The sequence below is a fragment of the Amycolatopsis ultiminotia genome (assembly GCF_039536925.1).
In the GTDB taxonomy this organism is placed as follows: Bacteria; Actinomycetota; Actinomycetes; order Mycobacteriales; family Pseudonocardiaceae; genus Amycolatopsis; species Amycolatopsis ultiminotia.
The window spans coordinates 267376-280467 of record NZ_BAAAZN010000011.1 but is presented as its reverse complement, the minus strand read 5'-3'; the positions used below and the strand labels follow the sequence as shown (position 1 = coordinate 280467).

General features: G+C 65.2%; 10 protein-coding genes and 1 pseudogene. 3 read left to right on the top strand and 8 right to left on the bottom strand.

The features are described 5' to 3' along the window. Window positions 1-435: 435 nt before the first annotated feature. Window positions 436-2649: a CRISPR-associated helicase Cas3' gene (gene cas3 / locus ABD793_RS25350; protein WP_344864204.1), complete on the bottom strand. Its 2214-nt coding sequence runs from the start codon at window positions 2647-2649 to the stop codon at window positions 436-438. 1209 nt (window positions 2650-3858) lie between these two features. Then, the gene (locus ABD793_RS25345) at window positions 3859-4476 is read right to left on the bottom strand and encodes a MerR family transcriptional regulator (RefSeq protein ID WP_344864202.1); all 618 of its coding nucleotides are present in this window, start codon (window positions 4474-4476) and stop codon (window positions 3859-3861) included. Between the two features lie 251 nt (window positions 4477-4727). On the opposite strand from ABD793_RS25345, the gene ABD793_RS25340 reads away from it, so the two are divergent. Next, on the top strand, window positions 4728-5609 hold the full coding sequence (locus ABD793_RS25340; RefSeq protein ID WP_344864200.1) for an SDR family NAD(P)-dependent oxidoreductase: 882 nt from the start codon (window positions 4728-4730) through the stop codon (window positions 5607-5609). A gap of 180 nt (window positions 5610-5789) precedes the next feature. Here the strand turns inward: ABD793_RS25340 and ABD793_RS25335 are convergent, their stop codons facing one another. The 4 genes from ABD793_RS25335 to ABD793_RS25320 all read right to left on the bottom strand — a co-directional run bounded on the left by ABD793_RS25335 (window position 5790) and on the right by ABD793_RS25320 (window position 9189). Then, window positions 5790-6113 carry a helix-turn-helix domain-containing protein gene (locus ABD793_RS25335; RefSeq protein ID WP_344864198.1) on the bottom strand — a complete coding sequence of 108 codons (324 nt, stop codon included), beginning with the start codon at window positions 6111-6113 and terminating at the stop codon, window positions 5790-5792. Between the two features lie 63 nt (window positions 6114-6176). Next, the gene (locus ABD793_RS25330) at window positions 6177-6458 is read right to left on the bottom strand and encodes a hypothetical protein (RefSeq protein ID WP_344864196.1); all 282 of its coding nucleotides are present in this window, start codon (window positions 6456-6458) and stop codon (window positions 6177-6179) included. A gap of 809 nt (window positions 6459-7267) precedes the next feature. Continuing rightward, the gene (locus ABD793_RS25325; protein ID WP_344864194.1) at window positions 7268-7828 is read right to left on the bottom strand and encodes an NUDIX domain-containing protein; all 561 of its coding nucleotides are present in this window, start codon (window positions 7826-7828) and stop codon (window positions 7268-7270) included. Beyond that, a complete protein-coding gene (locus tag ABD793_RS25320) occupies window positions 7825-9189 on the bottom strand; it encodes a helix-turn-helix domain-containing protein (protein WP_486303690.1) in 1365 nt (454 codons plus the stop codon). Before ABD793_RS25320 ends, ABD793_RS25325 begins: the two co-directional genes overlap by 4 nt. Before the next feature lie 654 nt (window positions 9190-9843). Between ABD793_RS25320 and ABD793_RS25315 the strand changes: the two genes are divergently transcribed. Then, window positions 9844-10668 carry an HARBI1 family protein gene (locus ABD793_RS25315; RefSeq protein ID WP_344864190.1) on the top strand — a complete coding sequence of 275 codons (825 nt, stop codon included), beginning with the start codon at window positions 9844-9846 and terminating at the stop codon, window positions 10666-10668. Between the two features lie 85 nt (window positions 10669-10753). Next, the gene (locus ABD793_RS42805; RefSeq protein ID WP_425548766.1) at window positions 10754-10930 is read left to right on the top strand and encodes an integrase core domain-containing protein; all 177 of its coding nucleotides are present in this window, start codon (window positions 10754-10756) and stop codon (window positions 10928-10930) included. 105 nt (window positions 10931-11035) lie between these two features. On the opposite strand, the pseudogene ABD793_RS25310 reads toward ABD793_RS42805, so the two are convergent. Both ABD793_RS25310 and ABD793_RS25305 read right to left on the bottom strand, forming a co-directional pair. Continuing rightward, window positions 11036-11484, bottom strand: a pseudogene (locus tag ABD793_RS25310) (transposase); the annotation flags it as partial. Between the two features lie 95 nt (window positions 11485-11579). Then, complete coding sequence (locus tag ABD793_RS25305) at window positions 11580-13082, bottom strand: class I adenylate-forming enzyme family protein (RefSeq protein WP_344864188.1); 1503 nt, start codon at window positions 13080-13082, stop codon at window positions 11580-11582. Window positions 13083-13092: the final 10 nt, after the last annotated feature.

Here is a 13092-nt window from a genome sequence, read left to right as displayed (position 1 = left end):
GAGAGCAGTTCAACCGCGTTGATTACGACAGCACACCCGAACACCACTCGCCCACCGCGCCCCGCCAGTAAGTCCCGTGCACCGCACTGACTACGACGCACGACCACGGGAGGCGCGGTATCGCAGCAGCACGACTGTGCCGAGTCCTCGTCGACCTCAACCCATGCGTTCACCTGAACATGCACCACAACCCTCTCTGTCCGGTCGTCTCGCGGAGATGGACAGCAACCTACTTCAGTTCACGCTTGCTCCCCAAGGACCGTCAGCCCATTGAGTTAGCCAGGTTCCGTAGCCGTGCGCCGCTAAGCTGGTTGCAGCGCTGGTACCACCCCCGGCGAGGATCGCAACACGCTGGCTCCGCGAGTCGTCGGCGATGCCAGGCGGCGTCGGGCTTCGGCCCGATGCCGCCACTCGGCCGGCGCTCCGCAACCCTGGTCACCACACCTCTCGCTCCGAATCGCCGGTGGTGTCGATGCCGTAGTGCTCGTCGTAGGGCCCGGTCCACTCGTAGAGGTCACCGCGTACCGGTCTGCACAGCGCCGCGATCGCCGGATTCTGCAGTATTTGCTTGGGTAGTGCTACGAGGTAGGGCTGCAGTTGCCGGAGTGCAGGCCCCGCCTGTTCAGGTTCGCTGCGCAGTCGATCGACCAGCGCTTCCGCCGGAGTCGCCCCTTGGTGATCGGTGACCGCGACCGGCACGGTGTCGTCGTCGAGCATCCGAAAGGCCAACGACGGGTCGCGACCGCTTCCCTTGCCTAGTGCTCGTTCTGGGCCGTCAGCCACCGCCTGGAAGTCAAGACGTTTCCTATTCGTCTGGATCTCCGCGGCCCGAGTCCCGTACTCGGCGTTCGCACGCCGGTAGAGGGTTCGATAGTAGCGATCCAGAGCCTCCGTGTCGTCCGGCCGTACCGCGATGTCACCGTGCGGCCCGAAGATCTCGGCGGTCACTTTCGAACCGATGGTGTACCCGGCGGGGCTGGACATGTCTGCCGCGTCGAAGACCACCACCAAGCCGTCCCCGCCGAGTCGGCCTTCCCTGTTCGCCCGTCCCGCGGCCTGCTGCAACGCTTCCGCCGGAGCGAACGCCCGGAACACGACCGGAAAGTCAACATCCACGCCGGCTTCGATCAGTTGAGTGGACACCAGTCGAACCGACCGGCCGTCGGCCAGACGGTCGCGCACCCGCTCAAGCACGTCGCGGCGATGCGCCGGCATCATCCGGGTCGACAGGTGGAACACCCCTTCCACCGACAGGCTCGCCCACTCCCGGAACACCGATCGTGCATCAGCGGTCGTGTTGACCACCATCAGCACCTGCTCATACGAGGACGCCCGCTGCGCTACCTCGGCCAGTGTCGGCTTGGGGTCCAGCCACCACTCGTACCGCACCCGTTGCATCGCCGTGAACAGCGCCCTGGGCTCGTCGACAATGTCCCGCACCTCCAGCCCTCGCCAGACATCGAACTCCGGGAACGATGGCTGGGTCGCTGAAGCCAACAGCACCGTCGTACCGAAGTGCTCCGATAGAATCCGCAGCGCGTCCAAGATCGGCGTCAGCACCCGCAGCGGTAAGGCCTGCACCTCGTCGAGCACGACCACCGCGTTCGCAAGCCGATGCAGCTTGCGCATCCGGGAAGGCTTGCACGCGAACAACGAATCGAACAGCTGGACGGTCGTGGTGACAACGAACGGGCTGTCCCAATTCTCCACCACCGAGCGCATGACACGCTCCTCCGCTCCGGAGTCGGGCGACCGGACCGCCGAGTGGTGTTCGAGCACCGCGTCCGAACCGAGCATCGCTCGGTACTCGGCGGCATTCTGTTCGGTGACCGTGACGAACGGGACCGCGACGATCACCCGCCGTTTCCCGTACAGAGCGGCATGGTTCAACCCGAACCCGGCCGACCCCCACGTCTTGCCCACACCGGTGGGCGCGGGCATCCGGAAGACCCCAGGCGATTCCGCAGCACCACGCACCGCCCGCTGGTACACCCGCTCCCGGACAACGTCGATCGGAGAACCAAGCCGAGTCGCCAACCGCTCCTCACGCGCACCCTCAAAACGGTCACGCAATGCCGCCATGTCCTCGTCATCCCGAACCCGCGGCCTCGCCAACCCCTGCGCATGAGCCGCGGTATCCAAATGATCGGCATCGACCAACGACGAGAACGCCAACCGCACCCCCATCTCCATCACCGTCGCCCCGGACCGCCAACCATCCCGCACCAGAGACATCGGTTCCCCGTCGAGAATCTTCGCCGCTTCGGCCACCAGACCGAAAAACGACTCGACCCCGTCCTTACCCCGAGCGGCGTCCGCTGCGTTCAGGTCCCATAAATCGCGCGGCTCGGTCAACCCCCCATGATGGCCTTGGATCGCCATCGCGACTGAACCTGCCACGCCGCGCAGGAGGTTGGCCCCCAGCTCCTTGTGCGGGACCCCCACGCGCCGGCCGTGCCTCTCCGCACGCATCAATCCCTGCTGCCACAGACCACACGCCTTACCCGCATCATGAAACAACCCCAGCGCGAAGCCGAGCTCCTCAGCACCAAACTCTTTCGCGAACCGTCCCGCCAACCCCGCCGTCGAACGAGCATGATCCGACAACAACTGCCGCCGCCCGCAAACGTTCGCACTATGCGCCCACATAGATCCCTCCACACGACGTGCCAACATCCAGAGTGCACTAGACTCTAACCGAAAATGCTCCTCAAGATCGCCAAGTCGTCGTAGTGGTGATCAGTAGACCGCACACGACGGCGAATCGGCACACCGGCACAAAAACCAGGATTCGCTCCGCATTTCGCAGTTCGACGGCGCCGATTTCCAACTGATCGAGGACGAATCGCCGCGCACGATGTTGCCAGCGATCCATTACGACGACCAGAACACGGAGACCTCCCGGTGCGAACCAGGCTCCAACTTGACCCACCCGGGCATCGTCTACATCGGGAACGCGGACCGACGTATTCACCCAAACGGCCGTACACGGGATCGTACTTCCCGTGCGAGACCGCTTTCCAGGTGAGACCCAGACTCAAACCAACCGCCATCGAGGGAAACCGCCAGGTCAAACCATGCTTTTCCCCGTGACGAGCGCAGCAGGAAGAACGGAGACACAACGGAGCCCAGACCACCCGTTAGCAACCGCAAACATGATCTTGAAGTCACCAAAACCGCAGGTAGAATCCTTGTAGTCGAAGTCTGTTTCAAGATCACCGCGATCGAACCTGCTGGCTTTTAATCCTCGGGTCCAGGGTTCGCGCCCCTGGCGGCCCACCGATGTAGTCATTGTGCGAACCATTCCTTTCAGAGCCGTTTTCACTGGTAGGGCGGGTGCGGTCTCGTTTGCGTTGCGGGGTTGGGGGATGCGGAACACGGGCGTGAGCGTGTTCGGGCCGGTGATGGCGACCAAGGCTTCGATCAGGGATTGGTGTGCCAGCGCAGCGGCGTCGCGGGCCGTCGTCCTGCTCGGCGCGGATTTGTTTGAGCCGTGCTCGGAGTCTGGTGAGGCGGTCGGGCATGAGTTCTTCGCCCATCGCGTTCGTTCTCGAACGCGGTCAGGTAGCGGTCAATGACCTGACCGGTATTGGGGAGCTGCGCTTGTACGGGGATGCGGTCTTGCCGGGTGCGGTAGAAGTCGACGAAGGCGTCGAGAACCGCCGCGTCCACGGCCTCGGCGTTGAGCGGTTTTCCGGTCGCGTTTGCCGACGTTGTAACGGGTCGGGTTCCAGCACGTGTAGTAGCGGTGTGTCTTGTTCCGGCCGGTGGTGCGGGTGCCAGGTCAGCGCGTAGTCGGAGCCGAGTGAGGCGCAGTGGGCGTGGGACTCGACCCTGTGTGTCAATGGCGATGACACCTCATGGCCAGTCAGGCGGGAGGGCGTTCTTCTGGGCTATCCGGCGCAGGTTCGCCAACAGGGTGTCGGTGAGCGCCGTTCCCGCAGTCGCCAGCTCCACCTGTTCCTCCAGGGTTGTGGCTTCCGCGAAGCACGACACGTCCACCTCGGCGATCTGGTCGGCCACCGTCGCGTAGTCCTCCAACCGGGCGAGCAGGATGTGCTGCCCGACATCCCGGATGGCAACAAGGGTGGCGATCAGCGAGTCGAGTACGTGCCCCCGGTCGTGCAGGTGCCAGCCGCGGGCATCGGCGACCTCGGCGAGCGCTCCCATCGCCCACTCTCGGTCCTCGACGCGCACGCTGCCGTCGCTTTGCGCGACGCTTCGCTGTGCGGTGCCGAGCACCTGACGGGATGTCGTTCCCGGGTCGTCTATCGCGTCGAGCACCTCGCGTGCCCTGATGATGGTCATGCCCGCGAGGTCGAGCAGCGCACGGACCAACCGCAGGCGCCGCACGTGCGAGTCGTCATAGTTCGCCTGGTTCGGACGGGTGCGCTCGCCTGCTGGGAGCAGGCCCTCACGCAGGTAGTACTTGATGGTCGGCACCGGGACGCCGGTGGTCCGACTCAGTTCGGCCATGCGCATCGCGCCCCGTCCTTTCCGAGCTGAGAACTCCCTCAGTATCGATACCTTAGCTTTCTATAACAGATAGTCGGGGTATCCATAGGAGGCCGGCGATGGCGAGCGACGACACTGCAACGCAGTGGCCGGACGACGGGGAACAGGACGACGGGAAGCCGGACAGCGTGGAGCAGCGCGGTGTAGCGGAGGACGGTGCGAAGCGTGTGCCCCGCAGGTACAGCCGGCGGCGGCTGATCACCACCGGTGCCGTGGCTGCCGGGGCCGGCGTGCTCGCGGGCGCGGTGGGCGGAGTCGCGCTCGTCGGCGGCACGGCACCAACGCCTCTCTTGCAACCGTCCGGCCGGCGCAGGTTCGCGGGCAAGGTCGTGCTGATCACCGGGGCGACCTCGGGTATCGGGCGTGCCGCCGCGATCAGGTTCGCCGAGGAGGGCGGCAAGGTCGCCTTCTGCGGGCGGCGGCGGGAGTTGGGACGCGAGGTCGAGCAGGAGATCCGCAACGCGGGAGGAGAGGCGCTGTATGTGCCTGCAGACGTTCGCGTCGAGCCGGACGTCCAGCGCTTCGTGGACACGGCGGTTAGCCGCTACGGCGGGCTGGATGTGTGCTTCAACAATGCGGGCATCACCGTGCAGAAGTCCGTGCACGAGTACACGGTCGAGGAGTGGGACAACGTACAGTCGACTAACTTGCGCGGCGCGTTCCTGTCACTGAAGTACGGGGTGCCACACCTGGTTGCCCGCGGCGGTGGTGCCGTGGTCGTGACATCCTCGGCGAACGCGGTGGCCACCAGTGGCGGTAAGGGCGCCTACGCCGCGTCCAAGCACGGCCTGATCGGGCTCGTGCAATCCGCGGCGCACGACTACGGCGCGGACAACATCCGGGTCAACGCGCTGCTGCCGGGCACAACCGACACCGAATTGGTGCGGCGGGCCGCGGGTACCGAGAATCTGCCAGACGCGGTGTGGGCGCGGATGGCCGACATTTACGCGAAGAACACGATTCCAGACGTCAAACGGCTTGGTACCGCTGACGAAATGGCCGCGGCGGCGTTGATCCTCGCCTCCGACGACCTGCCGTTCATGACAGGGGCTCAACTCGTGGTGGATGGTGGCACGACATCGTTCGCCGGGTGAGAAACCTGATGGACGCGATACCAGAAGATTTCCGGCCCGTTAGCCGTACGCCTGGCAGAAGGCGTTCGAGCGGATGGATCCACGCCGGCACCACTGAGCGCGGCACCCCACCCTCGATGCGCTCGCCCACCGTGCCCCGCGGCGCCGAACCCTCGGGCACGACAACTGAAGCCAGCTTGGTCAGGAGGGCTTGTCCGGATAGGTGAGGACAGCGAGGACGCGGTTGTTGTTGTCATCATCAGTGATGCCGAGCTTGCCGACCAGCGAGGGGTGTACTTGCTGATCGCGCTTTCGCCGAGGAAGAGCCGCTGGCTGATGGCCTGGCTGGACAGCCCTTCGGCTATCAAGCTGAGCCAGTACTGCCGGCAGGCCCTCGTCCGACTGGGTCGGCGGCATCCGAATATCCACAATAGACACATCCGGTTTCGGCTTCACCAGCGCGTCGAGCGTCTCGGGTCCGGTGGTCACCGTCGCGACCACTTCGTGCCCGTACGCTTCGATCAAGCGGACCATCCCCTCGCGCAGGTGAGGTCTTCGGCTGCGGCTATTCACATGGCGCAGTCATCCTCACGCGCGTCGGACCACCCGCCAGGCTGGTGATCTCCACGGTGCCGTCGAAAACCGCGAGGCGTCGCCGCAGCCCTGCGAGCCCGCCCTCGGCTCGCATGCCCACCCCACCTGGCCGTCGTCTTCGACCTCGACGGTGATGGCCGGTGGCGTCGCGGGCGAAGGAGATCCGCACCCGGTTCGCATCGGCGTGCTTGGCGTGTTGGTCACCAGTTCGGCGAACCCGAAGTACAACGCGGACTCGATCGACGGATCCAGGCTCAGCTGGACGTCGGTGCTCACGGTCGCTTCGAGCGAGCTGCCCAGTGCGAAAGTGCGAACGGCGTCAATGAGTCCTCGTTCGTTCGGCACCGGCGGCCTGATTCCCCTGACCAGTTCACGAAGCTCGGTCAGTAAGGTGGCGCCGTCTGCCGGCGCGTCCCGCTGCAGCGCTCTAGCCCGGTCGGGGTCAGTTTCCAGCAGCTTCTCCACGGTCGCCAGCGACAGCCCGAGCCCGACCAGGCTCGCGACGAGGCCGGCGGCAAGGACCCGAGGACCGCCGCGATCCCGGCGGGCGGGATGGCCGCAATCAACCCGACCGTGACCGTCGCGATCACGGTGATCGAAAGATCCGACAGACCGGACGGGCCAGTACCAAGGTGCCGATGCACACCCACAGGAACGGCGCAATCGCCGCCCACGGGGACGCAGGCTGCTCGGCGGTTCAGGAGCTCATCGTGCTTCACCTGTGGGCACGCGACGGACTCCGACCGGTTGGATCTTGATTTCCGGGCCTCCGGCCAGCACCGAAGTGTTCGGGTGTGCCACGTTAGACCCATCCGATTTGCCTGATCCTGCATGTTGTTTCGTAACTTCGCCGGGATCGGGTGGTGATCGCATTGGGGCCGAGCCCCATATTCCCGGCGGTGCGAGATCCCCACCCTGGCGAGCGCTGCGCACGGTGATCTTAGAGCAGCATGTCGGTTTGGTTCTTGTGCCAGCACGTTAGGCCAACAGGTTTTCGCAGGTCAGCCAGGTTGACCTTGGTGACGTATCTGGTGGTGATCCGCACAGCGGTTGAGGTCCGCCCTGTCGCACCGTCCGAGGGGTGTCTACCGTGCGGGTCGTCTCCCGAATTCCGCGTAGGCAGTGCCGCCGTGCAGGAGCGTGTGGTGCGCCAGCGTCAGACGCCGAGCCATGGAGGGACGTAGCCGTTCCTTCGCGGCGTCAAGATCGAGGAACTCACAGCGGCTGACCTCGTCCCCGTCCGGCTGAATGGCCGCGACCTGCTCCCGGCTGAGTGTGCCGCCATCGAAAATGAATTGGAGACTGTCACCCCAGACCCCGTGGGTGGGCATCCAGTCGATGAGCAAGAGCCGTCCTACCGCACACTCGATGCCCAGTTCCTCCCGCGCTTCACGGCGGCACGCTGCGAGAGGCGATTCGTCGTCCTCGAGCACTCCGCCCGGGATCTCGAGGAACGGCTTGTAGGTCGGGCACACGAACAGCACACGGCCACGCTCATCGCGTAGCAGCACACCTGCGGCCACGTTCTTGCGCGGTAGCCGAGCGGCGATCCCAGGGTGGAACTCGGCTTCCGGCTCGCCCTCGTCGTGGAGGTCGTGCGCGAAGACCGTCGGATCGCCGCCATGACGGGGCTGGCTGTTGGTCACGGTTCCTCACTGGGTTGAAGCGCGGCCACCCGGTCGCTCAGCTCCCTCACCGGTGGCAGCTGCTTGTAGTCCGCGAGCTGGGTGAGCAGGTCGCCGACTACCCGATGCGAGCGCTTCGACTGGGCAGCCGCCGCGGCGTCGGCTGCAATGGTGCCATAGTGCACGCTTCGTTCGACGTCGTGTTCCAACAGCGCCGCCCGGGCCAGCTGGCCAGCAGCGAACACCTTTCGCCGCACCTGCTGCCCCGCACCGCTCCACACCATATCCAGATACGGCGCGGCTGCGGCCTGGTGGCCAAGATCCAGCCAGGCGCTGCTGGCGAAGCTCGCGAACACGCTCTCGTCCCAGTACTGCGTCACGGTTTCTGCGGTGCGGCGCTCGAACGCCGCCTCCGCTTGGGCCAGCGCACGAAGACTGGCCGAGCGGTCACCGGCCGCCGCGCTGGCCGTCGCTTCGAGCATCGCAGCTTCGGCGGCAACGACGGGAACCGCGCGGGTTGGTGCGCCCTGCTGCGCGGCCCGAGCCAGCACCAACGCTTGATCCGGCCTCTCACGGTAGAGCGCTTGGTGGCTCATCGTGGCGAGCACGAACGACCCGTATACCGAACTACCGGCTTCTTTCGCCAGCCGCAGCGATTGCACGAAATAGTGCTGCGCCAACTGGTGCTGCTGGCCGTCGTAGGCCATGTAGCCAATGACCTCACACAGCACCGCCGCGGCCTGAAACAGCTCGTGCCGCAGGGAGTCCGACCCCGGTCGGCGCAATTGAGGCAACACCCGGTCGTTGAGGTACTTCACGGCCAGTCCCCGGGCGTAGTCACCGCCGAATCGGCGATCGAGGCCATCCAGAGCCTTGGTCGTTGCCATGACTTCATCAATGTCCAGCACACTGACCGGACGTCCCGACAGCACGACATCGTCGTACCGGTCACCGAACAACCAGTTCAAGACCGATTCGGCAGACAAATCGACTGCGACAGTGCCAGCCAACGACGCCGCAATGCCCTGATCGTCGGCGCGGACCAAGCCGGACAGCGTGCGAAGGGTCTGCTCCAGGGACGCGGCATACGCCAGCGCGGTAACACCGGACGGTTCAGCCTCGTTGGTGGCTAAGGGTGTCGGGGCAATCGCCGACTCCACCGTGACCGTATCGGCGCCGTCCCGCAGCAGATTCTCCAGCTCCGCGGATGAGATACGGAGAGCAGTTGCGAGCCGGACGCGTCGGCGTGGCAATGGCTCAGAGCGCCCGGATTCCCAGTCTCGGATGCTCGAGACGTCGGCCTCCATCAGCTCGGCCAGTTCCTCCTGCGTCAGCCCAGCCGCCTTGCGGGCACGCACCAGAAGGGTCCGCCGTAAGCCCATTTTCGCCTCCCCCGAAACGTCTCCTGGCCACCAGATTACCGCAGCTCAGCATGGCCGCCACGAGGTTCGTCCCCGGTTTTCCCACGGTTTGCCCCCTGGGCTGCAACGGCCTGCGGGCCCACGCTCATATGTGGCACCCCGGCAGCCGGTTGGCGCAGCCACCTTGCCCGGCACACGCATCGTCCAGGCGGCATTCCCCTCCGTCGCCGCGTGCACTGTCGGGCAAGTGCGTGAATTCGTCGCCGCCTGGGTGCCGCCACAACGAATTCGGCAGAAGCAAGGAACGAGGCGGTCCCAGTGACCAATTTGGCTCAACTCGGCAATCCTCAACCGGCAACGGCGTCCCCACGAAACGGAGGCACGTCCAGGAAGCCCCCCGCTGTCTTTGGTGCCGACAGCGTGGCAGCGGGGCCACAACCGGCTCGAACACACTCCCGGGCCGCGGGTGCCGGAACCCGCGCAGCTCTACAGCCTGGCGGTGTTCGCGTTGGCCACTCACGCGAGAATGTTGTTGACGACATTGAGCCTTTCCGGGTAGCGGTTCGCGACGCTGTGTGATATTAGGGTCGCGCCGGACAGCGTCCAGATGTGAGCGCGGGACCTCTGCTACGAAGTGGTCTTCTCACAGATCAACTTCACAGAGGCCCCACGTCGATGAGTGTTACATACGCCGCTGTCCTGGAGGTATCCGAGGACGGCGTGTTGTTCTTGTCGGCGCCGCTGCACGGCGAACGTCTGCGCAGGGGCACCCGCAAGGGCACCCGCGCGTTGGGCACCTACACACAGGCCGTGCTGGTGCTGCGCTGGTTCCTCGACGACACCCGGGTGTCGGCCCTGGCAAGGGATAACGGCATCGCGCTGTCCACCGCATATGAGTACCGCGACGAGGGTATCGCGGTACTCGCGGCACGCAAACCGTCGCTGCACGGGGCGCTGCTGGCGGCGAAAGCTGCTGGTCACTCACACGTGATCGTGGACGGCACGCTGATCCACACCGACCGGATCTCCATCCCTGGCCCGACGTCGCGGGTGGACTTGTGGTGGAGCGGCAAGCACCACCATCACGGCGGAAACATCCAGATCGTCTCTGCTCCAGACGGATGGCCGTTGTGGAATTCGGACGTGCGGCCCGGCCGCGAGCACGACACCAGCGCCGCCCGTGCCGACCCCGACCTGCTGGCCCTGATCACCGACTGGATCAGCGACGGCGCCCACGCACTGGCCGATCTGGGCTACGAAGGCGAACCCGAAACCTTCACGATCCCGTTCAAGAAAACCAAAAATGAAGAACTCACCGTCGATCAGCAGGCCTACAACGCCATCCACGGCGCACTGCGCTGCCTCGGCGAATGCGCCAACTCGTTGCTCAAGACCACCTACAAAGCCCTACGCCGCTACCGCGGCTACCCCTGGCGCCTCGGAGACATCGTCGCCGCCGCGTTGATCCTGCTCCACCACGAACACGGCCGCACGACGTGACCATCAAAACGGTCACGCAACCGCCACACGACATTACACCAAAAGCCTCAGTGAACCCGCCACCTATACCGCGCACGATTTCACTGTGCTCTGTGACAAGCTCGGCGTTCGGCAGTCGATGGGCCGGACCGGGTCGTGTTTCGACAACGCCGCGGCCGAGTCGTTCTTCTCAACGTTGGAACACGAAGTGCTCTCTCAGCATCACTTCAAACCCGGAAGGAAGCAAAACAGACTATTGTTAACGGGTCGTCGACTTCTATAATCGCCGACGTCGCCACAGTTCCTGTGGAATGCGATCCCGATCGACTACGAGATCGCTGCGGCCAACCGGGCCGCATAGAGAAGTCCTCCACGATCAGGGAGGAAGCTCAGTAATCCTCGAGGTGGTGTCCTTGACGACCTTCGCGCCGTACACGTCGTCGAAATGCGCGGCGATCTCCCCCAGTCGTGAAACCCTCCGCGGTCAGCGACAGCACGATCTCGTCCACCCCGGTCAGCCGGCGCTGGCGTTTCCACACGATCTGCGGGTCGAACGTCAAGTCGGTATCCCGCGGGACCTCAATCTCGACCGGCCCGATCTTGGTCAAGGCCATCTTGGACCGGGTGCCGTTGCGCGAGTTGCCCCTGGTGCGCCCGGCAGGGTCGTGCTTGTCGTAGCCGAGGTGCTCGGTCATCTCCGCCTCCAAGGCGGTCGCGAGCACTTTCTTAATCAACTGGTTCAGTAGAGCTGTCTGGCCGGACCAGATCCACACCCTGCCCTTTGGCCTGGGCCAACAGTTGCTCGGCCAGCTGCTGCGCACCGTCCTCATCCGCCATGGAATCCAGTGTTTCGCTCGTGATCGGCTCCATCCCACTGAGCTACGCCCGGCGTGTCGACCAAGATCAGCTCCACCGTCGTTCAGACACTCCCGCTACGTCGCGTCGTGCGCCGTGGGCAGTTGCGTGAGCGATCGTTTGAGTAGTTTGCCGGAGGGGTTGCGGGGCAGTTCTGTGACGAACACGAACTCGGCGGGAACCTTGTAGTCGGCCAGGTGCTGGCTGGCGTACTCGTGCAGCTCAGTTGCGGTCAGCGTGTAGCCGGAGTCCAGTACCAGGACAGCTCGGACGCGTTCGCCGAAAATACGGTCCGGGACGCCGACGACGCCCACGTCGGCCACCGCGGGATGGGCGGCAAGTACGGATTCGACTTCGAGGCTGTAGATGTTCTCGCCACCGCGAATGATCATGTCTTTGATGCGGTCGAGAACGTGGGCGTAGCCGTCTGTGTCGATCGTGCCGATGTCTCCGGTGTGTAGCCAGCCGTCGCGGAAGGTTTCGGCCGTCGCATCCGGCTTGTTCCAGTAGCCGGCGGTGACGATGGGTCCTCGGACGCACAGCTCGCCTACGCGGTCGGTGTTGGTGGTGATGTCGTCGTGGTCGGTGGCGATGCCGAGTTCGACGCCGGGCACAGCTCGTCCGGCCGACCAAGGGCGGGCGAGGTACTCGTCTCCCCGGACGAAGGTCACGATGGACGTGGCTTCGGTGAGTCCCCAGACGTTGGCCAGCTCGGTGTGGGGAAGTTTGGTGCGGGCATGTTTCGGAAGGGACTCAGGCACGGGCGACCCACCCATGATGAATAGGCGCAGTGCGCTGAGATCGAGGCTGTCGAGTTCCGGGCGGTCCAGCATGAGTTGGAGCATGGTGGCGACGCCGGCGAAGACGGTGATGCGCTGCTTCGCGACGGTGTGGAGGGTGTCGGCGGTTTTGTAGGCGGAAGCGACGACGCAGGAGGCTCCTGCGGAGAGGAACCCGATCAGTTGGGAGTTGATCCCGGTGGCGTGGAACATGGGGGCGACGATCAGGGTGCGGTCGTCGGGGGTGAGCTGAAACTGTTCGCGGACGGTGCCGGCGTTGAACAGTAGGTTCGCGTGTGTCTGGGCTGCGCCCTTGGGCCTGCCGGTGGTGCCGGAGGTGTAGAGCAGGTGTGCGGTGTCGTCGGTGTTGCGCAGCAGGCCCGGCAGTGATGTCGGGGAGCGCCGCTCGCCCGGCTCGGCGACCAGTTCCGTGGCGTCGACGGTGGCGGCGCCCGCGGGCAGGCGGTCGGTGAAGCTGTCGTCTGTGATGGTCAGTGATGCACCGCTGTCGGCGAGTACGTAGGCGATCTCGGGGGCGCTCAGCCGGGCGTTGACCAGCACGACGATCGCGCCAGCGAGTTGGGCGCCGAAGTAGGACACCGCGTAGTCCCATCCGTTGGCGAGCAGGATGCCGACGCGGTCGCCGGGTGCGATGCCACGCTCGCGCAGTCTTACGGCGCAGGCGGTGGCCAGGTCAAGGGTGCGCTCGTATGTAAGGGTGGTGCCGGCCTCCATGAGAGCGGTGCGGGTGGCGTGTTTCTGCGCAGAGTGCACGAGCAGGGTTCCGATGGTGTCGGGCATGGACTGTCCT